This window comes from Tranquillimonas rosea (genome assembly GCF_900111315.1).
Lineage (GTDB): Bacteria > Pseudomonadota > Alphaproteobacteria > Rhodobacterales > Rhodobacteraceae > Tranquillimonas > Tranquillimonas rosea.
Genome location: NZ_FOGU01000001.1, coordinates 66,107 through 90,786, shown reverse-complemented (window position 1 = coordinate 90,786; position 24,680 = coordinate 66,107). Strand labels below are relative to the sequence as shown.

The window sequence follows — 24,680 nt, the reverse complement described above, 5'->3', positions numbered from 1 at the left end:
GCTTCCATCGGAAGACAGGTTTGGCTGGACAGTTTTCGTTCCCCTGCGTAAAGGCGTATGACAGGATTGATCTGCGCCTTTTTCGCAGTGTGGCGAGCCATTCGGGGTATGCGTGATGTTGAAGACCGTCGAACGGTTACTCGATTCCGTTACGATGCAGGACGTCTGGTCAATCCACTCCGAGACCATGGCCGAATACGGCTTCGATCGCCTGCTCTACGGCTTCACGCGCTTCCGGACCACGACAGGCTTCGGCGACTCCGACGACTTCCTCATCCTGTCCAACCACGACAGCGCCTATACCGACCGCTTCGTCAAAGGCGGACTCTATTTTCACGCGCCGATGGTCCGCTGGGCCGCACAGAACAACGGCGCCTGCAGCTGGCGCTGGATGTGGGACCACGAGGATTCGATGAGCGAGTCCGAGCGCGCGGTGATGGAGTTCAACCGCTCGCATGACGTCGTGGCCGGATACTCCATCGCCTTCCGTGACGCTTCGGTGCGGAACAAGGGTGCGATCGCGCTCACCGCGCGCCGCGGCCTGTCCCAGGACGATGTCGACGCCGTCTGGGCACAGAACGGCCGGGAAATCGTCGCGCTCAACACGATCACCCATCTCAAGGTTATCAACCTTCCGTACGAGAACCCGTCGCGGACGCTCACGGATCGGCAGCGCGAAGTGCTCGAATGGGTGCGAGACGGCAAGACCGCGCAGGACATCGCGCAGATCATGGGGCTTACCTCGGCGACGGTAGAAAAACACCTCCGCCTCGCGCGCGATACGCTGGACGTCGATACCACCGCCCAGGCGGTGCTGAAGGCGTCGTTTCAGAACCAGATCTTCGTGCTTCAGCAGTAATTCGATCGACATGCTGCAACTGCAGCGTGAAGTCTCTCAACCGCCGCGTGGCAAGCTTCACAAGCGTGTGATGGCCCGTCCTTAACGCCATAAGAATTAACGGAAAATTAATCCAATGCCATCGGGTACGGATTTCCGTACTTCCGTAGGGTAAGGCTTTTGGGCATCTTACAGGTGTTCCGTGAGTGGTGGTCTTGGACCAGGGAACAGACACCGGGAGGCGGGCCGCAATTACGGTTTTCGATCTTTCGGTGCCGGGAAACCGGATTGGTGCTGGCCGGGTGCATTCTCCGCCCGGTCAGTATCCGCTCAGAGAAGACCCGGGCGACCTCTCATCCCCGAATGGTCAGTGTCGGGCATCTCTGAAAAAAGAACGGTGCGCTTTGGTGGAAGCGCACCGTTCGTCAGTTCGGATTTTCCGAAAGTGTCAGCCCTGGGCCGCCTTGGCGACCTCGGCCGCGAAGTCCTCTTTCTCGACTTCGATCCCCTCGCCCACTTCGAGGCGGACGAAACCGGTGATCGTGGCGCCGGCTTCCTCGGCCGCGGCACCGACGGTCAGGTCGGGATTGACGACAAAGCTCTGGTTCAGAAGCGTCACTTCCGAGAAGTACTTCTTCATCCGGCCCTCGATCATCTTTTCGATGACCTGCTCGGGCTTGCCCGAGGCGCGCGCCTGTTCGGTCAGGACCTGCTTTTCACGCTCGACGAGCGCGGGGTCCAGGTCGGTCTCGCTCAGCGACGCGGGGTTGACCGCGGCAATGTGCATGGCGACCTGGCGCGCGAAATCCTCGTTGCCGCCGGTATAGCCGACGAGCACACCGATCTTGCCCATGCCGCTCGCGGCGGCGTTGTGGACATAGGCGGCGACGCCCTCGGCCTCGATGACGGCCATGCGGCGCAGCGACATGTTCTCGCCGATCTTCGCAATCGCGTCGGTGATCGACTCGTCCACGGACTTGCCGCCGAGATCGGCCTGCTTCAGCGCCTCGACGTCGTCGACCTTGACGGCCTCGTCGGCGATCTTCGACACCATGGTCTGGAAGTCCGCGTTCTTGGCGACGAAGTCCGTCTCGGCGTTCACCTCGACGGCGACGCCACGGCCATTGTCGACCTTGACGGCGACGAGGCCTTCGGCGGCGGTGCGGCCGGATTTCTTGGCGGCCTTGGCAAGGCCCTTGGTGCGCAGCCAGTCAATGGCGGCTTCCATGTCGCCATCGGTCTCGGTCAGCGCCTTCTTGGCATCCATCATGCCCGCGCCGGTCTGTTCGCGCAGGTCTTTCACTTGAGCAGCGGTGATGGCCATGGTCTGGCTCTCCTCGAATTGATCTCCGATGACACCGGGCGCCCGTAACGGCCCCCGGTATCAATTCAATGACAGAAGGCCCGGACGGGCTCAGTCCTTGTTGTCCAGGTTGTAGGGCGCGTCCTTGGCGACGGAATCGTCGTGCACGCCTTCCTTGCTGACATCGCCGATCTCGGCGCCGGCATCGGCCAGCGCGGGCTCGCGCGGCTGCTCTTCTTCCTCGGCCAGCGCTTCTTCCTGGACCGCTTCCTCCATCGCGCCGACGTCGACACCGGCAGCCGTCATCTGGGCCGACATGCCGTCGAGCGCCGCACGGCTGACGAGATCGCAGTACAGGCCGATGGCGCGCGCCGCGTCGTCGTTGCCCGGAATGACGTAATCCACACCCGCGGGGGTGCAGTTGGTGTCGACCACCGCCACCACGGGGATGTTCAGCTTCTTCGCCTCGGCGATGGCAAGGTCTTCCTTGTTCACGTCGATGACGAACAGAAGGTCCGGAACGCCGCCCATCTCGCGGATGCCGCCGAGCGAGGCGTTCAGCTTCTCCTGGTCGCGCTCCATGGCGAGGCGCTCACGCTTGGTGAGACCCTCGGCGCCTTCGGCCATGCGCTCGTCGATGTGCTTGAGACGCTGGATCGACTGGCTCACGGTCTTCCAGTTGGTCAGCGTGCCGCCCAGCCAGCGGTGGTTCATGTAGTACTGCGCACAGCGCTCGGCGGCATCGGCGATCGGCTTTTGGGCCTGGCGCTTGGTGCCGACGAAGAGGATGCGGCCGTTCTTGGCGACGGTGTCGCGGATCACCTGCAGCGCCTGGTCCAGCATCGGGACGGTCTGGGTGAGGTCGACGATGTGGATCCCGTTCCGCTCGCCGTAGATGTACGGCCCCATGCGGGGGTTCCAGCGTTGGGTCTGGTGACCGAAGTGAACGCCAGCTTCCAGAAGCTGACGCAGATTGAAATCAGGGAGCGCCATGTCCTTGTCCTTTCCGGTTTGCGCCTCGGCGGGACGTCAGAGCCTTAGGGCTCAACCGGCGGACCGATACGGGATTTCTCCCCGCATGGCCCAAGCCCCGCCTGTGAAGTGTCGCGCGATCTACACCCGTTCCTCGCGGGACGCAAGAGCCCCCTGCCCCTTGCACCGGCCGCGGCCCGGCGTCACAGAGACCGCATGAGCGTGACACCCGATATCCTGTGCATCGGCAGCGTCCTGTGGGACGTGATCGGCCGCTCGGGTGCGCACATGCGCGTGGGCTCGGACGTGCCCGGACGCATCGTGCGCCAGCCCGGCGGCGTCGCCATGAACATCGCCCTCGCCTTGCGCCGTTTCGGCCTGGTGCCCGAGCTTCTGAGCGCCGTGGGCCGCGATGTCGAGGGCGACGCGTTGCTCGCCGCGGCCCGGGAGTTGGGGATCGGCACCGCGCATCTCTATCGCTCGGACGACCTGCCGACCGATTCCTACATGGCCGTCGAGGGCGCGAACGGCCTGATCGCCGCCATCGCCGATGCCCATTCGCTGGAACAGGCAGGCGAGAAGATCCTGGCGCCGCTGTCGGACGGCCGCCTCGGCACGGTCGAGACACCCTGGACCGGGCCCATCGCGCTGGACGGCAACCTGACGGAGGGCCTGCTGGCCCGCATCGCCGGGCTGCCCGCCTTCGCTTCCGCGGATCTCAAGATCGCGCCCGCCTCTCCGGGCAAGGCCGAGCGGCTTGTCCCGCTTCTGGGTCACCCGACCGCGACCTTCTACGTCAACCGCGAAGAAGCCGGTCTGATCGTCGGCCGCCCGGTGGACGATGCCGCCGAGGCCGCCGCAGCGCTGGTCGCCCGCGGCGCGCACCGCGCGCTCGTGACCGACGGTGCTGCCCCCGCGGCCGAGGATGGCGTGAACGGCCCCCGCAAGGCCACGCCGCCCGAGGTCCTCGTGACCCGTGTGACCGGCGCCGGCGACTCGTTCATGGCCGCCCACATCGCCGCCGAACAAGACGGTGCCGCGCCAGACGATGCTCTTAACGCGGCCCTGCGCGCCGCCGCCCTGCACGTATCCGGAGACGTTTCCCCATGACCCCAGAGCTTTCGCCCGAAGTCGCCGCCGCACGGCGCGACGGTCGTCCGATCGTCGCGCTCGAGACCACGATCGTGACCCACGGCATGCCCTTTCCCCGCAATGTCGAGACCGCCCGCGCCGTCGAGCGGACGATCCGAGACGCGGGCGCCGTGCCCGCCTCGATCGCCGTGATCGCCGGCACGCTGCACGTGGGCCTGAGCGACGCGCAGCTCGACGGGCTCGCCCGAACCGAGGGCGTCGCCAAGCTGTCGCGCGCCGATCTCGCGGTCTGCCTCGCCACCGGCGGCACCGGCGCCACCACCGTGGCGGCGACGATGATCGCGGCGAATCTCGCCGGCATCGACGTCTTCGCCACCGGCGGCATCGGCGGCGTGCATCGCGGCGCGGAAGAAACCTTCGACATCTCCGCCGATCTTGCGGAACTGGGCCAGACGCCGGTCAGCGTGGTCGCGGCCGGCGCCAAGGCGATCCTCGACATCCCCAAGACGCTTGAGGTGCTCGAAACCCACGGCGTCCCCGTCATCGCCGTCGGCCAGGACAGCTTTCCCGCCTTCTGGTCGCGCGTCTCGGGTCTCAGGGCGCCCCTGCGCCTGGACGATCCGGCCGGGATCGCCCGCGCCCATGTCATGCGCGGCCGGATCGGCCTTTCCGGCGGGCAACTCGTCGCCAATCCGATCCCCGAGGCCGACGAAATCCCGGCTGAGGATCTCGCCCCGGTGATCGCCACGGCGCAGGACGAGGCGCGGGCGCAGGGCATCTTGGGCAAGGACGTCACGCCCTTCCTGCTCCAGCGGATCTTCGAACTGACCGAGGGCCGCTCGCTCGAGGCGAATATCGCCCTTGTGCTGAACAATGCGCGTCTGGCCGCCGGGATTGCACAACAGATCAGCGCCTTGCGCAGGGGATGAGCCGTGGCGGGACCCGTGCCCGTTGTGATCCTCCCAGAGAGCGCCTAATTTCGCTCTGTCCGACAAGGCCGACTGACGATGAGCAACAATCCCCTCGCCGAAGCGGCGGAAACCCGCCGCCGCGCCAGCCTGTTCGGGTCGCTCCGCGCGAGCTTCCTGACGGGGCTGGTGGTGATCGCCCCGATCGGCCTCACGCTGTGGCTGATCTGGACGGTGATGGGATGGGTCGACGCCTTCGTCCTGCCGCTGGTGCCGTCGCGCTTTCAGCCCGAACAATACATCGGCATCAATCTCCGCGGCGTCGGCGTCATCTTCTTCCTGGTGTTCACCATCATCATCGGCTGGCTCGCCAAGGGGCTGATCGGTCGCTCGCTGCTCCGGTTCGCCGAGGGCCTGGTCGACCGGATGCCGGTGGTCCGTTCGGTCTATAACGGGCTCAAGCAGATCGCCGAGACGGTGTTCGCCCAGACGGAGACGTCTTTCGACCGCGCCTGCCTGGTGGAATATCCGCGACGCGGGATCTGGTCGATCGCCTTCGTCTCGACCACCACCAAGGGCGAGATCGAGCGCGGCATCCCCGTGTCGGAACAGAAGCTATCGGTGTTCCTGCCGACGACGCCCAACCCCACCTCGGGCTTCCTTCTGTTCGTGCCCCGCTCCGAGGTGATCGAGCTCGAGATGAGCGTCGAGGACGCGGCCAAGCTCGTGATCTCGGCGGGTCTCGTCTATCCCAACGCCAAGGATCCCACCCAGCCGCCGGCGCAGGTGCACCGCGCGGCGGAATAGGGTCAGTTGAACATTTTCGGCAGGTCGACGGAACTGACGACGTTCAGGTCGTCGAAATGCTGCTCGAGGAACTGGTCCGCCGCCCGCTGACCGGCGTCCTTCAGCGCCGCCAGAACCACCCCGGAGGGCACGACCTTGGTGGCCACGCTCAGCTCGTTCATCAGGGCGTCGTCCGACACCATGTGAATGAGGACATTCTTCATCGCGCCCACGGGCATCCGGCCCTCGGCGATTAGCCGCTGAACGAACTCGATCGCGCGCAGCTCCCGCAGCAGCGACGAGTTGAAGCTGATCTCGTTGATCCGGTTCATGATCTCCTGCGGGCTCACCGGCAGGCGCGACCGCTCCAGCGGGTTGATGTTGATCACCATGATGTCGGCGGGCAGCGCATGGTCGAACAACGGGAACAGGGCCGGGTTTCCGGTATAGCCGCCGTCCCAGTAGGCGTCGGTCTCGCCGGTGGCCGGATCGGTCACGTGCACCGCCTGGAACAATGTCGGCAGGCACGCCGACGCCATGATCACGCTGTCGCCGATCTCGTCGCCGGAAAAGACCTTGATCTTGCCCGTGCGCACATTGGTCGCACAGATGAACAGCGCCGGCCCGGCCTTGGCACAGACATTGTCGAAGTCGAACCGCCGCACGATCCGTTCCAGCGGATTTCTGTAGAACGGTCCCAGCGAATACGGACTGAAAAGCCGCATCGCAGCGTCGGCCGCCAGGTATTGCGGCGAGTATTCCAGCGCCGTGCTCATCATCCCCGGCGTCGGCGACGCGGCGATCATCCAGTCGATGATCGGCGTCTCGTCCAGCGCACCCACCTGGCCCCAGAGCCAGTCCAGGTTCTCCCGCGCGGCTTCACGGCCTCCGGTCGCCAGCCCGGCCTTCAGCGCGGCCCCGTTCAGCGCCCCGGCCGAGGTGCCCGAGATGCCGGCGATCTCTATATCCTCCACCTGCAGCAACCTGTCGAGCACGCCCCACGTGAACGCGCCGTGGGCACCGCCGCCCTGCAGCGCGAGGTTGATCCTCTTCATCGTCATGCGCTTCTTCTGTCCCGAAATATCCCTGGGGGTCCCGCCGGCGGCGGGACCGGGGGCAGAGCCCCCTGCCCGGTCGCCTACATCGCGGTCCATCCACCGTCGACACTGATCGTCGTTCCGGTGATCTGCTTGGCCGCGTCCGAACACAGGAACGTCGTCACGCCGCCCAGCTCCTCGACGGTGGTGAACTCCTTAGAGGGCTGTCGGTCCAGGATCACTTCCTTGATCGCGGTCTCCCGGTCCATGCCGTACTGCTTCATCGTGTCCGGGATTTGCGACTCCACCAGCGGCGTCATCACGTAGCCCGGGCAGATCGCGTTGGCGGTGATCGGCTCCTGCGCGGTCTCCAGCGCGACGACCTTGGTCATCCCCACCACGCCATGCTTCGCGGCGACATAGGCCGACTTGTAGGGCGAGGCGCGCAGGCCGTGGGCGCTCGCGATGTTGACGATGCGGCCCCAGCCGGCCTTGCGCATCATCGGAACCGCAACGGCCGAGGTGTGAAAGGCCGAGGACAGCATGATCGCGATGATCGCGTCCCATTTCTCGGCCGGAAACTCCTCAACAGGCGCGACGTGCTGGATGCCGGCGTTGTTCACCAGGATGTCGCAGGTGCCGGCGGTCTCGATCAGACCCCGCGCCTCGTCGCCCTTCGAGAGGTCGGCCTTGATGTAGCGGGCCTCGACGCCGTGGCTGTCGGCGATCTCCTGCGCGAGGTCATGATCCTCCTTGCGGTCTGTGAACGAGTTCAGCACCACGTTGGCACCGGCCTTGGCCAGCTCTCGCGCCACGCCCAGACCGATCCCCGAATTGGACCCGGTGATGACGGCGGTCTTTCCCTTGAGTGACATCCGCAAGTTTCCTCCTGTCGCAGGTCAGTCGCCTTGCATGGTATGTGCTGCAGTTGCGAAAGACAGGGTGCCCGCGGGAATTTTTCCGACGACGCTGCCGGCGCGGGGCCTGCCCCGAGAGGAAGTTCCAGACAAAAAAAGCGCCCGCACAAGGCGGGCGCCAGTTATTGAGGCAGGTTTCATACAGGCAAGAAACCTATCGAGCAGTGAGTCTTATATAGGCCGTTCTTCTCCGTTGGCCAAGCTAAAAGTTTGAAAACCATGACCTGCGCCCGTAACCTAAAGCCCAACAATAACAAGGCATCCGGAGGGCCGTTGCCGATATGAGCAGAATTCTATCCGTTCAGACGCTCGCCGCCGCCGCCCTGTCGGTGATGCTCGCCGGCGTCGACGGCGCCCATGCCGAGCCGCAGCATGGCATCGCTATGTATGGCGAGCCCGCGCTGCCACCGGATTTTGTGGCCCTGCCCTATGTCAACGCCGACGCCCCCAAGGGTGGGCGCATCGTCTTCGGCGAGGCCGGCAGCTTCAACAGCCTCAATCCCCATATCCTGAAGGGCGAGGCGCCCTATGGCGTCGGCAACTACGTATTCCAGTCGCTCATGGCCCGCTCGTGGGACGAACCCTTCACGCTCTACGGCCTGATCGCCGAATCGGTCGAGACCGACGAAGAGCGCAGCTGGGTGGAATTCACCCTGCGCGAAGAGGCCGAGTTCTCGGACGGCACGCCGATCACGGTCGAGGATGTCATCTGGTCCTACGAGACGCTCGGCACCGAGGGCCATCCCCGCTACCGCGCCGCCTGGGACAAGGTCGAGTCCGTCGAAGAGACCGGCCCGCGCACGGTCCGCTTCACCTTCAACACGATCGACCGTGAGCTCCCGCTGATTCTGGGCCTGCGCCCGATCCTCAAGAAGGCGCAGTACGAGGACCGCGATTTCACCGCGTCGGGCTTCGACGTGGTCCCGATCGGTTCGGGCCCCTACACGATCGGCGAGTACGAGGCCGGTCGCTTCATCCGCCTGATGCGCGACGAGGATTGGTGGGCGGCCGACCTGCCGGTCATGCGTGGCCAGCACAATCTCGAGGAGATCCGGTACGAGTATTTCGGGGACGGCGACGTCGTGTTCGAGGCGTTCAAGGCGGGCGTCCTGGACACCTACCGTGAGCTCAACGCCGGCGAGTGGGAGCGCCAGTACACGTTCCCCGCCGTGCAATCCGGCGAGATCGTGAAGTCCGAGATCCCGCACGACAGGCCGACCGGCATCGCGGGCTTCGTGATGAACACCCGCCGCGCGCCGTTCGACGACTGGCGGGTGCGCGAGGCGATGCTGCTCGCCTTCAATTACGAGTTCATGAACGAGACACTGGGCGGCGGCGACCAGCCCCGAATCCGCTCGTATTTCCACAACTCGGTCCTGGCGATGGATCACGGCCCCGCGGAAGGTCGCGTGCGCGAGCTGCTCGAGCCGTTCTCCGACACGCTGCTGCCCGGCGCGCTCGAGGGCTACGAGCTCCCCGAATCCGATGGCACCGCGCGAAACCGCAAGAACCTGCGGGCGGCGATGCAGCTTCTCCGCGATGCCGGCTGGTCGGTCGAGGACGGCGTGATGCGCAACGCCGATGGCGAGACGCTGAGCTTCGAGATCCTTCTGAATCAGAGCGCCACGGCGATCTACGGGGGGACCTGGGCGCCGCAGATGATAGACATCTTCACCGGCGCGCTTGAGCGGCTGGGCATCTTCGCGGACGTCGTGACGGTGGACAACGCCCAGTACCGCGAACGCACGCAGTCATTCGACTTCGGCATGACCTATTACCTGCGGACGCTGTCGCTCAGCCCCGGGACCGAGCAGCAGTATTATTGGTCGTCCGAGATGGCCGACACCGAGGGCAGCTACAACTGGATGGGGGCCGAAAGCCCGGCGATCGACGCGATGATCGACAGGCTGCTGACCTCCAAGACCGAGGACGAGTTCAACGCCGCGGTCAAGGCGCTGGACCGCGCGCTTACCACCGGCCGCTACGTGATCCCGATCTGGTACTCCGAGGTGGGCCGCCTCGCCCATGTCTCGCGGCTGAAATATCCCGAGACGATCTCGATGTACGGGGACTGGCTCGGCTTTCAGCCGGATGTCTGGTGGTCCGAAGAGACCGATGCGGAGGAGGCGGAATGAGGGCGCTGGTGCTAATCACGGTCCTTGGCGCGATGCTGTCGGGATGCGCCCTGATAACGCTGCCGATCAAGGTGGCCGGAACCGCCGGCGGCACCGCCGTCCGGGTGGTCACGCAAGGACCGGCCGATCCCGTGGAACTGCCTTCTGCGTCCCGGCATTGATCGACGGGACGCACACGAAAAAGAAGGCACGACATCCATGCAATGGAGCGACGTTCAGAACAATTGGCCCGCTTTCGTCGAGCGGGTCGAGCAGCGCTGGCCGAACACGAACCAAGCGGACCTGCTGGCGACCGACGGCGATCTCGTGCGGTTTCTCGACTATCTCGCCAAGGCCCACGACCTGACCGCCCGCGAGGCGGAAGAGCAGGTCTCGGCGTGGCTGCAGGGCGAGATCCCGACCGACGTCAAGATGGATGAGTTCCGCGACAACGCGAACATCATGGAAAGCGCACGGCACATCCCGCCGGGCGAGGACGTCTATGATGAGGACTCCGAGTTCGGCGACGAGGAGATGCCCGAGCGCCCGCTCGGCCGCGACGACTGAGCCGCGCGCTTGCATCGGCGCCCGCCGGGGCGTAGCGACCAAGGCATGCAGGCGATCTATGATACCGGCGCGCCGGCGCCCTGCCCCGACCCCTTCAACATGGCGGCTCATGTGCTGGCCCATGCGGACGCATGCAGCGATCGCGTGGCCCTGGCCGTCGTGGGGCCAACCGGGGCCGAACGGTGGAGCTATACGCGTCTGAAAGAGGTCGTTCTGGGGACTGCCGGCGGCCTTTTGGCACAGGGATTGTCTCCGGGCGACCGCGTGCTGCTTCGCCTGGGCAACACCGTCGACTTTCCCATCGCCTATCTCGCCTCCATCGCCGCCGGTCTGGTTCCCGTGCCGACCTCGGCGCAGTTGACACGCGCCGAGATCACCCGGATGGCCGGCCCCGTCGCGCCGCGGCTGATCCTTGCCGCACCGGATGTCGCCCTGCCCGACGGCGACACGCCGGTCCTTTCGCTGGAGGCGTTGCGCGCGCTTCGGGACCATGCGCCGGCAGCGTTTCACATGGGCTCGCCCGAGCGGCCGGCCTTCGCGGTGTTCTCGTCGGGCACCTCTGCCAGGCCCCAAGCCGTCCTGCACGCGCATCGCTCGATCTGGGCGCGGCGCATGATGATCGACCATTGGTACGCACTCGGTCCCGGGGATCGTCTGATGCATGCCGGGGCGTTCAACTGGACCTACACGATGGGGACCGGCCTGATGGACCCTTGGTCTGTCGGTGCGACGGCCCTGATCCCCGCGGCCGGCGTGACACCGTCCATGATTCCGCTGCTACTCCAACGACATGACGTGACGGTTTTTGCCGCCGCACCAGGTATTTATCGCCAACTTCTGAAATCGGACGCGAACCTTGCCCTGCGCCGACTGCGCCACGGCCTGTCGGCCGGCGAAAAGTTGGCCTCGTCACTCCACGATGCGTGGCGCGCGGCAACCGGAACGGCAATCCACGAAGCGTTCGGGATGTCCGAATGCTCGACCTTCATTTCCGGCAACCCGGCCGATCCCGCGCCGGCCGGAACGCTCGGACGCCCGCAGCCGGGGCGGCGCGTGGCGATTCTGGGGACCGACGGTGCCCCCGTCGCGCGCGGCGAGCGTGGTGTCATCGCGGTGTCGCGCCGGGATCCGGGGCTGATGCTGGGATACTTGGATGCGCCCGAGGCGACGGCGCGGCGCATGTCGGGCGAGTGGTTCCGGACCGGCGACATCGGCAGCATGGACGAGTCCGGCGCCGTGACCTATCTGGGGCGCGAGGACGACATGATGAATGCCGGCGGCTTCCGCGTCTCGCCCGTCGAGGTGGAAGAGGCCCTCATCGCCTGTCCCGGCATCACCGACGCCGCGGCGGTTGAGCTGCGGGTTGCCAAGGATACGACAATCATAGCCGCGTTCTACACGGCGGACGACGACCCCGGCGAGGCTGCGATCCTCGGCCATTGCGCCGAACGGCTTGCCCGGTACAAGCAGCCGCGCCTGGCGCGGCGGGTCGCGGTCCTGCCACGGGGCGGCAACGGAAAACTCCTGCGGCGCCAGCTGCGGCAGGACCACGAGGAACACGCCGATGATCAAGCTTGATATCCTGTCCGATCCGATCTGCCCCTGGTGCTATATCGGCAAGGCCAACCTCGACACCGCGCTTCAGTCCCGCAAGGATCACCCGTTCGAGATCGAATGGCATCCCTTCCAGCTCAACCCCGACATGCCGGCTGGCGGCATGGACCGGCGGGAGTATCTCGAGCTGAAGTTCGGCGGCCGCGAAGAGGCGGCGAAGGTCTATTCGCAGATCGACGAGGCCGCCCTCGCCGCTGGGCTCGAGATCGACTGGCCCGCGCTCAACGTGACGCCGAACACGCTCGACGCGCATCGCCTGATCCACTGGGCGGGGCTCGAGGGGCGCCAGCGCAACGTCGTCGACCGGCTGTTCCGGGCGTATTTCATGGAAGGCCGCAATATCGGCGCCAATGACGTCCTGCTCGAAATCGCCGAAGCCGCCGGTATGGACCGGGCGATGACCGAACGGTTGCTCAGTGCCGATGCGGATGTCGCCTCGGTCCGCGAACGGGACGCCCATGCGCGCGAACGCGGAGTGTCGGGCGTGCCGACCTTCGTGGTCGCCAACCAGCATGTCGTGCCCGGCGCGCAACCGCCCGATCTCTGGACGCAGGTGATCGACGAGTTGGTGCAGAAGGCGGACGCAGAACAATGACGCCGCCGAAACGACAGTTGAAGATGCCCGAATTCATCGGGCTGATGGCGTTGCTTCTCGCAACCGTGGCGTTCTCGATCGACTCGATGCTGCCCGCCATGCCCGAGATCGCCGCCGAGATGTCGCCGGACGATCCCAACCGCGCGCAGCTGATCCTCAGCGCGTTCGTCTTCGGTCTGGGCTTCGGCACCTTCGTCGCGGGGCCCGTGTCGGACGCGGTGGGCCGAAAGTCGGCGATCCTTTTCGGTCTGGGCCTGTACCTGACCGGCGCGCTGCTGGGCATGGTTGCCGACAACCTGACATTCCTGCTGGCCGCCCGCGCGCTGCAAGGCTTCGGCGCCTCGGCCCCGCGCGTCGTCGGATTGGCCCTGGTGCGCGACCTCTATGGCGGCCGCCGCATGGCCCAGATCATGTCCTTCGTGATGACCGTTTTCCTGATCGTGCCAGCGATGGCGCCGTCGGTCGGCGCGCTCATCATCGCCGGGTTCGGCTGGCACGGCGTGTTCGGCGCGTTCCTGCTCCTCGGCCTGACGAGCGGCACGTGGCTGACACTGCGCCAGCCCGAGACGCTCGCCCCCGAGAACCGCCGCCCGATCCGCGCCGGGACGCTGTGGCGGGCGGTGCGCGAGGTGCTGGGGCATCCGATGGTCCGCATCTACATCGCGGTGCTCACCCTCGCCTTCGGGCAGATGTTCGCGCTGTTGAGCTCGGTGCAACAGATCTACGACGTCACCTTCGACATGGGCGAGACGTTTCCGATCTGGTTCCTGTGCGGCGGCCTGATCACCGCGACCGGCACGATCCTGAACGGCACGCTGGTGATGCGCCTTGGCATGCGTCGCATGGCGATGAGCGCCTACGGGGCACAGATCGCCGTATCGGGCGTCTACCTCGTGCTCGTCACCCAAGACCTGCTGCCCGTTGCGCTCGCCTTCCCGGCCTTCTTCTTCTGGTCGACCTCGGTCTTCTTCATGGCCGGGCTGACCTTCGGCAACCTGAACGCGCTCGCGCTCGAACCGATGGGGCATATCGCAGGCACCGCATCGTCGGTGGTCGGGGCGGTGTCGACGGTGATGGCCGTGGCCATCGCCGCGCCGATCGGGCTGGCGTTCAACGGCACCTCGGTGCCGCTGGCGATCGGCACGCTGATCTGCTCGACGATCGCGTTCTTCCTGATGGGCAAATCGCGCGAGGCGGGCCCGGCGGCGGCCTGAGCCGCCGCCCCGTTCACGCGTCGGCGGTCTTCCTTGGCGTGGCGTGCTTCGCCAGATCCTGCGCGATCGAGAAGGCGCCCCGGATCTTGTCCTTGTCCTTCGCCCAGTCGCGCCGCACCACGATCTTGTTGTCCTTCACCTTGGCCAGGCCGTCCTGCGCCTTGATGAAGCTGACCAGCCCCTCGGGATTGACGAACTTGTCGTTGTGGAACTGGATCGTCGCGCCCTTGGGCCCGGCGTCCAGCTTGGCGATGCCCGCGCGCTTGCACTCGGCCTTGATGCGGATCACCAGCAGCAGCGTGTTCACCTCCTTCGGCAGCGGGCCGAAGCGGTCGATCAGCTCGGCCGCGAAGCCTTCGAGCTCGACCTTGGTGGTCAGCTCGGACAGGCGGCGATAGAGGCCGAGGCGCACGTCCAGGTCTGGCACGTAATCCTCGGGGATCAGCACGGGTACGCCCAGATTGATCTGCGGCGCCCAGGTCTCGCCCAGTTCGGTGGGGCCTTCGAACTCGCCCGACTTGATCTTGCCGATCGCGTCCTCGAGCATCGACTGGTAGAGTTCGTAGCCCACCTCGCGGATATTGCCCGACTGCTCTTCGCCCACCAGGTTGCCCGCGCCGCGGATGTCGAGATCCTGGCTGGCCAGAGTGAAGCCGGCGCCGAGCGAATCCAGCGATCCCAGCACCCGCAGCCGCTTCTCGGCGGTGGCGGTCAGCTTGGCCTTGGGCTTGGTCGTGAGATAGGCATAGGCGCGCGCCTTGGACCGGCCCACCCGGCCGCGGATCTGGTAGAGCTGCGATAGCCCGAACATGTCCGCGCGATGGATGACCATCGTGTTGGCGGTCGGGATATCCAGCCCGGATTCCACGATGGTCGTCGCGAGAAGCACGTCGTACTTGCCGTCGTAGAAGGCGTTCATGCGGTCGTCGAGCTCGCCCGCCGCCATCTGTCCGGTGGCGGTGACGAAGCTGACCTCGGGCACCTCTTCCTTCAGGAACGTCTCCATCTCCGGCAGGTCGGCGATCCGCGGCACGACCAGAAAGCTCTGGCCGCCGCGGTAATGCTCGCGCAGCAGCGCCTCGCGAATGGTGATCGTGTCGAACTCGCTGACATAGGTGCGGATCGCCAGCCGGTCGACCGGCGGCGTCCCGATAATCGAAAGTTCCCGGACACCTGTGAGCGACAGTTGAAGCGTCCGCGGGATCGGTGTCGCCGTCAACGTCAGCACGTGGATGTCCGATCGCAGCTGCTTCAGCCGCTCCTTGTGGGTGACGCCGAAGTGCTGCTCTTCGTCGATCACCAGAAGACCGAGTTCCTTGAACTTGATATTCTTGGATAAAAGCGCGTGCGTCCCGACGACGATGTCGACCGTGCCATCGGCCATACCCTTGCGCGTCTCGGCCGCTTCCTTCTGACCGACGAAGCGCGACAGCTGGCGCACGTTGACCGGAAAGCCTCGGAAACGCTCGGAAAAGCTCTGATAGTGCTGCCGAGCCAGCAGCGTGGTCGGCGTGATGACGGCTACTTGCACCCCCGACATAGCCGCGACGAAGGCCGCGCGCATGGCGACCTCTGTCTTGCCGAAACCGACATCGCCGCAGATCAGGCGGTCCATCGGCGACCCTTGGCTCAGGTCCTCCAGCACGTCGTTGATGGCCGAGAGCTGATCGTCGGTCTCCTCATAGGGGAAGCGGGCCGAGAACGCGTCCCACATGTCCTCGGGCGGCTCCATGATCGGCGCCTTCCGCAGCGCGCGTTCGGCCGCGATCCGGATCAGCCGGTCGGCGATCTCCTTCAGGCGCTCCTTCAGACGGGCCTTCTTGGCCTGCCACGCACCGCCGCCCAGCTTGTCGAGCAGCCCCTCCTCGTGTCCGAAGCGGCTGAGCAGCTCGATGTTCTCCACCGGCAGGTAGAGCCGTGCCTCCTCGGCGTATTCGAGGTGGATCATCTCGTGCGCAGCGCCGAGCGCGTTGACCACTTCCAGCCCCTTGTAGCGCCCGACCCCGTGGTCGACATGCACGATGAGGTCACCCGGCGACAGCGATTGCGCCTCGGTGAGGAAGTTCTCGGCCCGCCGCTTCTTCTTCGGCTTGCGTATCAGGCGGTCGCCAAGCACGTCCTGTTCCGAGATGACCGTCAGGCCCTCGGACTCGAACCCGTGCTCCAGCGCCCAGACCGCAAGATACAGCCCGCCGCTGCCGTCGGGGACGTCCCGGAAATCCGCGATCGGCATCGCGCCCTGTACATCCTCGTCCTCGATCAGGCCCATCAGGCGCTCGCGCGCGCCTTCGGAATACGAGGCGACGACGACCTGCCGCTCCTTGCGTTTCTTATTAATGTGATCGGCCAACGCCCCGAAAAGACTGACACTTTCCATCTGTCGTTCGGGCGAAAAGTTGCGGCCGATGCGGCCTCCGGCATCGATCACGCCGGGGCCGCTGGCGCGCTGGAGCGGCACGAATTGCAGCACGCGGCGGTCGGCGACCGTCGCCTCCCAGGCGGCATCGTCCAGATACAGAAGCTGCGGCGGTGCGGGCTTGTAGACGGAATCGAGCCGCGACTTGGCGTTCAGCGCCTCCCGGCGGTTTTCGTAGGCGTCCTCGATCAGTTCCCACCGGGCGACACGGGCGGCGTCCGACTGGTCGTCAAGGCAGATGGTCGCCTTCGGCAGGTAGTCGAACAGCGTCTCGAGGCGTTCGTGGAAGAAGCCCAGCCAGTGTTCGACGCCCGCGTGCTTCTTGCCCGCGGTCACGGCTTCGTAGAGCGGATCGTCGGTGCCCGCCGCGCCGAACTCCACCCGGTAGTTCTGGCGGAACCGCGTGATCGCCTCGTCGTCGAGGATCACCTCCGAGACGGGAGCAAGCTCGACCGCGTTCAGCTTTTCCGTGGTCCGCTGGCTCGCCGGATCGAAGCGTCGGGCGCCGTCCAGCGTGTCGCCGAAGAGATCCAGCCGGACGGGCCCCGAGTCCCCCGGCGGCCAGACGTCGATAATGCCGCCGCGAATGGCATAGTCGCCGGGCTCCATCACCGTGGGCGCTTGCGAAAACCCCATGCGCACCAGGAAGTTGCGCAGCGCACTTTCATCGATCCGCCGGCCGACCTCGGCGGTGAAGGCGGCCTCGCGCAGAAGCTCCTGCGGCGGCACGCGCTGCGTCGCCGCGTTGAGCGTCGTCAACAGCACGAAGCGGCTGGGAAGCACCCCGTGCGCCAGCGCCGCGAGCGTCGCCATCCGGTTGGCCGAGATGTCGGCATTGGGCGAGACCCGGTCGTACGGCAGGCAATCCCAGTTCGGAAAGGTCACCACGGTGACGTCCGGAGCGTAGAAGGCCAGCGCCGCCTGCATGGCGGCGAGCCTCTTGTCGTCGCGGGCGACGTGGATCACCGGGACGCCGCTCTTGTCGAGCTCGCGCAGGACAAGCCGCGCGTCGAAACCTTCGGGGGCGCCGCCGACGATGATATGCGATAGGTCTGCCATGGCGGGCGAAGTAACCACCCCCGCGGCGGTGTCAACGCACGAGTGGCCCTCGGTGCCGCGGCGTTCCGTCGGCGGGCCCGTGCCGATCCGGGGCTCTTCTGAAATCGTGAACGCCGGGTCCGGTCCGAGGGGCTTCACGGATAGGTCCCAGTGTCGCACACTGCCCCCACGGAAAGAGAAGTCCGAAAACGGACTCCATCGAGCAGAGGCAGAGACAATGAAATACCGTAGACACCGGATTCCCGGTTCGCTGGACTGGATTCACTGCGCCTATGCGTTGGCGGTCGCGCTTGGCGTCATCGCGCTGGCCATTGCCGCGCCCTCGGATGCCGAGACGGCGGATACGCCGCCGGCGCCGATCACGGAGTGACCCGATCGCCGGCGTTCAGCCGAAGGGGCCCAGGTTCATGTTCTGGTACATGCCCCACATCGCGGTGAAGAAGATCGAGATCATGCCGATCACCTGCGTCGTCTGACGATGCCGCAGCAGCCGCCGCCGCAGGGCCTCGCCGGAGAGGCCCTGCGCCACGATCAGCCGTGCCGTCGAAAAGCTGAGCCCGCCGACGAAGCTCAGCGGGAACACGATGAGGAAGACCGCCTGCGCGAACTCGAGCTGGTACCAGAACCCCAGGATCACGAGCGCCGTCAGCCCCATCGCCCCCAGCGCCACGAGCCACAGCCCCGACACCCGGCCGATGAACAGCAGCCGGTTCACGTTGATGCGCACCATGTCCTCGAGGTCCGCCTCGGCCTGCCCGCCGTAGCGACGCGCCCGCGCGACCATGTCGAACGGTACACCCAGCACCCAGTGGCTGGTGGTCGACCAGACCATCGCCAAGCCGATCCAGTACCAGAGGTTCGAGAACGAGCGCATGTCGATCAGCGTGAAGGCGGTGTCCAACCAGTTCACGGGCAGCCTTTCGGGACGGTAACGGAAGTCGGCGCGACACTAGCTACGGCCCGGACGCATGACCAGCCTTGATGGCGCCGGGTCGCCGTGCGATGCCCGGAGCCGTTGCAAACGGACACCGCGCCATGACCCAAGCCCCCTATCCTTCCACCCGTTTTCGCCGCCTGCGCCGGACGCCCGCCCTGCGTGACCTGACGCGAGAGACGTCGCTCAGCCCCGGCGACCTGATCTGGCCGGTCTTCGTGCGTGACGGCGAGGACGCCGCCGATCCGATCCCGTCGATGCCCGGCGTGCACCGCCTGACGATCGACCGGCTGCTGCCCGCGGTCGAAGAGGCGGCGACGCTGGGGATCCCGGCGGTCTGCCTCTTTCCCTACACCGACCCGGCGCTCAAGACCGAGCTCTGCGAAGAGGCGTGGAACTCCGACAACCTGTCGAATCGCGCCGTCCGGGCGATCAAGGATGCGGTACCCGAGATCGCCGTGATGACCGACGTCGCGCTCGACCCCTACAACATCAACGGGCACGACGGGATCGTGCGGGACGGCGTCGTGGTGAACGACGCGACCGTCGAGGCGCTGGTGAAGATGGCGCTCGCGCAGGCCGATTCCGGGGCCGACATCCTCGGGCCGTCCGATATGATGGACGGGCGCATCGGAGCGATGCGGACCGCGCTCGAGGATGCGGGCCACACCGACGTGACGATCATGTCCTACTCCGCGAAGTATGCCAGCGCGTTCTACGGCCCGTTCCGCGACGCTGTCGGCGCTTCGGGCGCGCTCAAGGGCGACAAGGCGACCTACCAGATGGATCCGGGCAACGCAGCTGAAGCGCTGCGCCTGGTAGAGCGCGACCTGATCGAGGGCGCCGACATGGTCATGGTCAAGCCGGGCATGCCCTATCTCGACATCTGCCGCCAAGTGAAGGACGCCTTTGGCGTGCCGACCTATGCCTATCAGGTGTCGGGTGAATACGCGATGATCCGCGGCGCGGCCGACCAGGGCTGGATCGACGGCGAGAAGGTGATGATGGAGAGCGTGCTTGGATTCAAGCGGGCGGGCTGCGACGGCATCCTCACCTATTTCGCCCCCGAGGTCGCCCGCCGGCTGGCAGGCTAGTCCAGCAACCGCCCGCCGATACCCGCGTGGCGCGCGATACATTGGTGACTTGCGTGCTGCCGCTGCGTATAGTTCGCCTGCGAGCGGCTCCCATAAGGCCGCCGCGAGGCATCAGGCAAGACACATGATCGAGGGGCAGATTCCATGACAATCTATTCCCGCCGCGCCTTCCTTGCCGGAGGTTTGTCGGTGATGGCGCTGGGCGCCTGCAACAACGGGCTGCAAAGCCGCGGGTCGGCGATGATCGACGCGCGGGTCGACGCGACGCTCAACTATCTCTACCGGACCTATCCGCCGACGCAGGATCTGCGCGACAAGTCGGCGGGCATGTTGGTCATGCCGCTGGTCACCAAGGCCGGCCTCGGGCTTGGCGGCTCCTATGGCCGCGGCGCGCTTCAGGTGGACGGTGCCACGGTCGATTATTATTCGGCCACGCAGGCCACCCTCGGTTTCCAGATCGGCGCGCAGCAATACGCGCAGGTGCTGTTCTTCATGACCGACGACGCGCTCTACCGCTTCCGCAACTCGCCCGGCTGGGCCGCCGGTGCGGACGTGGAATACGCGGTGCGCGACCGGGGTGGCAATCTGTCGGCGGCGACGACGACCTCGCTCTCGCCGGTGATCGCGGTGATCTTCGGTCAGGCCGGGCTGATCGCCGGCGCCACGCTGGCCGGAACGAAGTACACGCGCATCATTCCATGAGGCCGCGCCGCCTTGCCCCGAGCATGACCCTGTCATAGACAGCCTCGGAACATCTGACGGGCAAGCGGAGACAGGGATGGTCAAGGGCGCCAAAAACCCGGCATCGAAACTCGTGGTCTGGGTGATCCTGGTCCTTCTGATCGTCGGCCTCGCAGGCTTCGGCGCCACCAATTTCGGCGGGTCGGTGGACAGTGTCGGACGGGTCGGCGACACCGAAATCTCGGTGGATCGTTACTCCCGTGCGATGCAGCAGCGGCTCCGGTCGATCCGCCAGCAGACCGGACAGCAGCTCAGCTTTTCCGAAGCCCAGCAGTTCGGCCTCGACCGCGCCGTTCTGTCCCAGGTCGTCTCGCAGACCGCGCTCGAGGACGAGACGGACCGCGTGGGTCTCTCGGTCGGCGATTCCGCCGTGCGCGACGAGATCCTCGCGATCTCCGCCTTCCAGGGGCTCGACGGCGAATTCGACCGGACCGCCTACGAACAGGCGCTCGAGCAATCGGGGCTCACCGTTGCAGAGTTCGAGGCGCGTATCCGGTCCGACACCGCCCGCAGCCTTCTCGAGGGCGCGGTCGTCGGTGGCCTGCGCCCGGTCGACGCCTTCACCGCAACGCTGTTCGACTATGCGCGCGAGACCCGCAGCCTGACCTGGGCCGCGCTCGGCGCCGATGACCTTGAAGAGCCGCTGCCCGAGCCGAGCGAGGCGCAGCTCGAAGAGTATCACGCCCAGAACGAGGACACGTTCACCCTGCCCGAGCGGCGCGAGATCACCTATATCTCGCTCACGCCCGAGATGCTGATCGACGAGGTCGAGGTGCCCGAGGACGAGCTGCGCGCGCTCTACGAGGCCCGGATCGACGACTACGTCCAGCCCGAGCGCCGTCTGGTGGAGCGGCTGGTCTTCGACAGCGAGAGCGCCGCGCAGGAGGCCGCCGACGCGATCGAGGCCGGGGACACGACCTTCGACGCCGTGGTCGACTCGCGCGGTCTGTCGATGGCCGACGTGGACCTTGGCGACGTGGCCCGCTCCGATCTCGGGGATGCCGCCGGCGAAGCGGTCTTTGGCCTGGACAGCCCCGGCATCGCGGGCCCGGTTCAAAGCAGCCTCGGCCCGGCGCTGTTCCGAATGAACGGCATCCTGCAACGCCAGGAAGTGTCGTTCGAGGAGGCGCGCGAAGAGCTGCGCGGCGAACTGGCCGTCGAGACGGCCGCGAACCGCGTCGCGGACCGGACCGAGCGGATCGACGACCTGCTCGCCAGCGGCGCCACGCTCGACGAGATCGCGGACGAGACCGGCATGGAACCCGGCCAGATCACCTGGAGCCAGGGCGACACAGATGGCATCGCCGCGAACGAGGGCTTCCGCGAGGCCGCGTCATCGGCACAGCCGGGCGACTTCCCCGAGCTTCTGGAACTGGGCGACGACGGCCTCTTCGCGCTGCGCGTCGACGAGATCCTGGAGCCCTCCGTGCAGCCCTTCGAGGAGGTCCGCGACCGCGTCGCCGATTTGTGGCGCCAGCAGACACTGCGCGACCGCTTGGTCGCGCAGGCCGAGGCGCTGCTGCAGGACAGCAGCCTGGAGGACGTCGAGGGGCTGGACTTGCGCGAGGCTACCGACCTGACACGCGACGGCACCGTCGAGGGCGCGCCCGACGACATGGTCGCCGCGGCCTTCGAGATGGCCGAGGGCGACGTCCGTGCACTCCCGGCCCCGGATGGTGCGGTCCTCGTCCGGCTCGACACGATCACCGCGCCCGACGGTGACACGGCCGAAGCACAGGCGACGAAATCGGCCTTCGCCGAGCGCGCGGCCCAGGCGATGTCGCAGGACGCGCTGGATGCCTTCACCAGTGCCATCCAGAACCGTGCCGGCCTGCAGCTCGACCAGCAGGCGATCAGCGCCGTCAACGCGCAGTTCCAGTGACACGATGCAGCTGATCCCATCCTTCGACGCCTTCGCCACCGCCCACGCCCGCGGTGAGAACCAGGTCGTCTATACCCGGCTGGCGGCGGATCTCGACACGCCCGTCTCGCTTATGCTCAAGCTCGGTGCGGCGCGGCCCGACACGTTCATGCTCGAATCGGTGACCGGCGGCGAGGTGCGCGGCCGCTACTCGATCATCGGGATGAAGCCCGATCTCATCTGGCAGTGCCACGGCGAGACGAGCCGCATCAATCGTCAGGCCAGGCACGATGCCGATGCGTGGCAAGATCTCGACGGCTCGCCGCTCGACAGCCTGCGCGCGGTGATCGCGGAGTCCCGCATCGACCTTCCCGCCGACCTTCCGGCCTCGTCCGCCGGGCTCTTCGGTTATCTCGGCTACGACATGATCCGGCTGGTGGAACGCCTGCCCGACGTCAATCCCGACCCTCTGGGCGTGCCGGACGCGGTGCTGATGCGCCCCTCGGTGGTGGCGGTACTGGACGGGGTCAAGGGCGAGGTGATCGTTGTGTCCCCCGCCTGGGCCGAGGCCGGCCTGTCGGCCCGCGCGGCCTATGCCCAGGCGGCCGAGCGGGTGATGGACGCGGTGCGCGACCTCGACCGCTCCGTCCCCGGCGACAGCCGCAAGATGGGCGAGGCCGCGGCGATCCCCGAACCGGTCTCGAACTTCGCGCACGGCGACTACCTCGCGGCCGTCGAACGCGCCAAGGAATACATCCGCGCCGGCGACATCTTCCAGGTCGTCCCGTCGCAACGCTGGCACCAGGACTTCCCCCACCCGCCCTTTGCGCTCTACCGCTCGCTCCGGCGGACGAACCCGTCGCCGTTCATGTTCTTCTTCAACTTCGGCGGCTTCCAGGTGGTCGGCGCAAGCCCCGAGATCCTCGTGCGGGTCTTCGGCGGCGAAGTGACGATCCGGCCCATCGCCGGAACCCGCCCCCGCGGCGCAACGCCGGACGAGGACCGCCGGCTCGAGGCGGACCTGCTGGCCGACGAGAAGGAACGCGCCGAGCACCTGATGCTGCTGGATCTCGGCCGCAACGACGTCGGCCGCGTCGCCAGGATCGGCACCGTCCGACCAACCGAGGAATTCGTCGTCGAACGCTATTCCCACGTCATGCACATCGTCTCGAACGTGGTGGGCGATCTCTCGGACGAGCATGACGCCCTGTCCGCCCTGCTCGCCGGACTGCCGGCCGGCACCGTCTCGGGCGCTCCGAAGGTTCGCGCGATGGAGATCATCGACGAACTGGAGCCCGAAAAGCGCGGCGTCTACGGCGGTGGCGTCGGCTACTTCAGCGCCAACGGCGACATGGACATGTGCATCGCTCTCAGGACGGCGGTGCTGAAGGACGGCCAGCTCTACATCCAGGCCGGCGGCGGCGTGGTCTTCGACAGCGACCCCGAGGCAGAGTTCCAGGAAACGGTGAACAAGGCCAAGGCGATCCGCCGCGCCGCCGAGGATGCCGGCCGGTTCGCCGGCCGCGGCAACGCCTGATCCAAATGCCGCGCCTGCGGCGCGACGTGATGTTGGCGACGCCTCCGGCGCCGCGTGCCTCCGGCGGAGATATTGCCGGGCAGAAGAAGCGGCGTCGGTCTCTTCTTCTGTCCAATAAATATCCCCGCCGGAGGCGGATCCGTCAGTCGGACTTGCGCAACCGCCTGATCAGGGAGGACGTGTCCCAGCGGCCGCCGCCCATCTTCTGCACGTCCTTGTAGAACTGGTCCACGAGGGCCGTGACCGGCAGCGAGGCGCCGGATTCATCGGCGGCGTCGAGGCAGATGCCGAGATCCTTGCGCATCCAGTCCACGGCGAAACCATGATCGAACCGGTCGTCGAGCATCGTCTCGTAGCGGTTCGACATCTGCCAGGACCCGGCGGCTCCCTGGCTGATGACTTCAACCACGGCGCGGCCGTCGAGGCCGGAAGTCTCGGCGAAGTGCAGCGCCTCGCTGAGGCCCTGGACGAGGCCGGCGATGGCGATCTGGTTGCACATCTTCGTCATCTGGCCGGCGCCGCTGTCGCCGATCCGGCGGCACAGCTTGGCGTAGACCTCCATCACCGGCTCGGCGCGCGAATAGGCGTCGAGATCGCCGCCGCACATGATGCTGAGCTGGCCGTTCTCGGCGCCGGCCTGTCCGCCCGAGATCGGCGCGTCGACGAAGGCGATGCCGCTGTCGCTTGCCGCGTCGTAGAGTTCGCGGGTCACCGCCGCCGAGACCGTGGTGTGATCGACGAAGACGCTTCCCTCGCCCATGCCTGCGAAGGCCCCGTCGGGACCGAGGCAGACGGCGCGCAGATCGTCGTCGTTGCCGACGCAGGCCATCACGAATTCGGCACCGTCCGCCGCCTCGCGGGGTGTGCCGGCTGCGCGGCCGCCATGGGTCTTGACCCAGGCGTCGGCCTTGGAGCCGGTGCGGTTGTAGACTGTGACCTCGTGGCCGGCCTTCGCCAGGTGGCCCGCCATTGGCGCGCCCATCACGCCGAGTCCTAGAAATGCAAGCTTCGCCAACGCTTTTCTCCCTTTGCCAAATCGCCTATCCCTTCTGGGCCGCTTCCCCCCTCACGGTCAACCGAG

22 protein-coding genes are annotated in these 24,680 nt (G+C 66.7%); 15 read left to right on the top strand and 7 right to left on the bottom strand.

Annotated features, from left to right (window positions below; genetic code table 11):
* The first annotated feature begins 115 nt into the window (after window positions 1-115).
* On the top strand, window positions 116-859 hold the full coding sequence (locus BMZ25_RS00410) for a helix-turn-helix transcriptional regulator (RefSeq protein ID WP_092686763.1): 744 nt from the start codon (window positions 116-118) through the stop codon (window positions 857-859).
* Between the two features lie 427 nt (window positions 860-1,286).
* On the opposite strand, the gene tsf is transcribed toward BMZ25_RS00410, so the two are convergent.
* Both tsf and rpsB read right to left on the bottom strand, forming a co-directional pair.
* Window positions 1,287-2,162: a translation elongation factor Ts gene (gene tsf / locus BMZ25_RS00405; protein WP_092686761.1), complete on the bottom strand. Its 876-nt coding sequence runs from the start codon at window positions 2,160-2,162 to the stop codon at window positions 1,287-1,289.
* 90 nt (window positions 2,163-2,252) lie between these two features.
* The gene (gene rpsB, locus BMZ25_RS00400; protein ID WP_092686758.1) at window positions 2,253-3,134 is read right to left on the bottom strand and encodes a 30S ribosomal protein S2; all 882 of its coding nucleotides are present in this window, start codon (window positions 3,132-3,134) and stop codon (window positions 2,253-2,255) included.
* Window positions 3,135-3,329: 195 nt separating this feature from the next.
* On the opposite strand from rpsB, the gene BMZ25_RS00395 reads away from it, so the two are divergent.
* The 3 genes from BMZ25_RS00395 (at window position 3,330) to BMZ25_RS00385 (ending at window position 5,920) form a co-directional block, all read left to right on the top strand.
* Entirely contained in the window at window positions 3,330-4,223 is an 894-nt protein-coding gene (locus tag BMZ25_RS00395; protein WP_092686756.1) for a PfkB family carbohydrate kinase, read from the top strand.
* On the top strand, window positions 4,220-5,134 hold the full coding sequence (locus BMZ25_RS00390) for a pseudouridine-5'-phosphate glycosidase (RefSeq protein WP_092686753.1): 915 nt from the start codon (window positions 4,220-4,222) through the stop codon (window positions 5,132-5,134). Before BMZ25_RS00395 ends, BMZ25_RS00390 begins: the two co-directional genes overlap by 4 nt.
* A 78-nt stretch (window positions 5,135-5,212) precedes the next feature.
* A complete protein-coding gene (locus BMZ25_RS00385; protein WP_092686750.1) occupies window positions 5,213-5,920 on the top strand; it encodes a DUF502 domain-containing protein in 708 nt (235 codons plus the stop codon).
* Window positions 5,921-5,922: 2 nt separating this feature from the next.
* Here BMZ25_RS00385 and BMZ25_RS00380 read toward each other — a convergent pair whose 3' ends face one another.
* Window positions 5,923-6,954, bottom strand: a complete 1,032-nt coding sequence (locus BMZ25_RS00380) for a patatin-like phospholipase family protein (protein WP_092688123.1) — start codon at window positions 6,952-6,954, stop codon at window positions 5,923-5,925.
* Window positions 6,955-7,037: 83 nt separating this feature from the next.
* Window positions 7,038-7,811 carry a 3-hydroxybutyrate dehydrogenase gene (locus BMZ25_RS00375; RefSeq protein WP_092686748.1) on the bottom strand — a complete coding sequence of 258 codons (774 nt, stop codon included), beginning with the start codon at window positions 7,809-7,811 and terminating at the stop codon, window positions 7,038-7,040.
* A 323-nt stretch (window positions 7,812-8,134) separates the two neighbouring features.
* On the opposite strand from BMZ25_RS00375, the gene BMZ25_RS00370 reads away from it, so the two are divergent.
* Genes BMZ25_RS00370 through BMZ25_RS00350 form a run of 6 tightly spaced genes read left to right on the top strand, consistent with a single transcriptional unit; the run spans window position 8,135 to window position 13,957 of the window.
* Window positions 8,135-9,988 (top strand): extracellular solute-binding protein, encoded by a 1,854-nt coding sequence (locus BMZ25_RS00370; protein ID WP_092686745.1) that lies wholly within the window; start codon window positions 8,135-8,137, stop codon window positions 9,986-9,988.
* Window positions 9,985-10,149: a hypothetical protein gene (locus BMZ25_RS20645; protein WP_177190340.1), complete on the top strand. Its 165-nt coding sequence runs from the start codon at window positions 9,985-9,987 to the stop codon at window positions 10,147-10,149. The genes BMZ25_RS00370 and BMZ25_RS20645 overlap by 4 nt, the downstream gene beginning before the upstream one ends.
* Window positions 10,150-10,186: 37 nt before the next feature.
* On the top strand, window positions 10,187-10,534 hold the full coding sequence (locus BMZ25_RS00365; RefSeq protein WP_092686742.1) for a hypothetical protein: 348 nt from the start codon (window positions 10,187-10,189) through the stop codon (window positions 10,532-10,534).
* Window positions 10,535-10,579: 45 nt separating this feature from the next.
* Entirely contained in the window at window positions 10,580-12,112 is a 1,533-nt protein-coding gene (locus BMZ25_RS00360; RefSeq protein ID WP_092686739.1) for a class I adenylate-forming enzyme family protein, read from the top strand.
* Complete coding sequence (locus tag BMZ25_RS00355) at window positions 12,099-12,743, top strand: DsbA family oxidoreductase (protein ID WP_092686736.1); 645 nt, start codon at window positions 12,099-12,101, stop codon at window positions 12,741-12,743. The genes BMZ25_RS00360 and BMZ25_RS00355 overlap by 14 nt, the downstream gene beginning before the upstream one ends.
* A gap of 23 nt (window positions 12,744-12,766) precedes the next feature.
* Window positions 12,767-13,957: a multidrug effflux MFS transporter gene (locus tag BMZ25_RS00350; RefSeq protein WP_235859739.1), complete on the top strand. Its 1,191-nt coding sequence runs from the start codon at window positions 12,767-12,769 to the stop codon at window positions 13,955-13,957.
* A gap of 13 nt (window positions 13,958-13,970) precedes the next feature.
* Here BMZ25_RS00350 and mfd read toward each other — a convergent pair whose 3' ends face one another.
* On the bottom strand, window positions 13,971-17,432 hold the full coding sequence (gene mfd, locus BMZ25_RS00345) for a transcription-repair coupling factor (protein WP_092686731.1): 3,462 nt from the start codon (window positions 17,430-17,432) through the stop codon (window positions 13,971-13,973).
* Window positions 17,433-17,649: 217 nt separating this feature from the next.
* Between mfd and BMZ25_RS20640 the strand changes: the two genes are divergently transcribed.
* Window positions 17,650-17,802: a hypothetical protein gene (locus BMZ25_RS20640; RefSeq protein ID WP_177190339.1), complete on the top strand. Its 153-nt coding sequence runs from the start codon at window positions 17,650-17,652 to the stop codon at window positions 17,800-17,802.
* A 15-nt stretch (window positions 17,803-17,817) separates the two neighbouring features.
* Here the strand turns inward: BMZ25_RS20640 and BMZ25_RS00340 are convergent, their stop codons facing one another.
* Complete coding sequence (locus BMZ25_RS00340; protein WP_235859738.1) at window positions 17,818-18,342, bottom strand: component of SufBCD complex; 525 nt, start codon at window positions 18,340-18,342, stop codon at window positions 17,818-17,820.
* Between the two features lie 125 nt (window positions 18,343-18,467).
* Here BMZ25_RS00340 and hemB point away from each other — a divergent pair, with 125 nt between their 5' ends.
* From hemB to trpE, 4 genes are all read left to right on the top strand, one after another.
* Window positions 18,468-19,460, top strand: coding sequence for a porphobilinogen synthase (gene hemB / locus BMZ25_RS00335; protein WP_092686728.1), 993 nt, complete (start codon window positions 18,468-18,470; stop codon window positions 19,458-19,460).
* Between the two features lie 144 nt (window positions 19,461-19,604).
* Window positions 19,605-20,162 carry a lipid-binding SYLF domain-containing protein gene (locus tag BMZ25_RS00330; RefSeq protein WP_092686725.1) on the top strand — a complete coding sequence of 186 codons (558 nt, stop codon included), beginning with the start codon at window positions 19,605-19,607 and terminating at the stop codon, window positions 20,160-20,162.
* Between the two features lie 76 nt (window positions 20,163-20,238).
* Entirely contained in the window at window positions 20,239-22,083 is a 1,845-nt protein-coding gene (locus BMZ25_RS00325; protein ID WP_092686722.1) for a SurA N-terminal domain-containing protein, read from the top strand.
* A gap of 4 nt (window positions 22,084-22,087) precedes the next feature.
* Complete coding sequence (trpE, locus tag BMZ25_RS00320; protein ID WP_092686719.1) at window positions 22,088-23,599, top strand: anthranilate synthase component I; 1,512 nt, start codon at window positions 22,088-22,090, stop codon at window positions 23,597-23,599.
* Between the two features lie 142 nt (window positions 23,600-23,741).
* Here trpE and BMZ25_RS00315 read toward each other — a convergent pair whose 3' ends face one another.
* Entirely contained in the window at window positions 23,742-24,614 is an 873-nt protein-coding gene (locus BMZ25_RS00315; RefSeq protein WP_092686717.1) for an NAD(P)-dependent oxidoreductase, read from the bottom strand.
* Window positions 24,615-24,680: the final 66 nt, after the last annotated feature.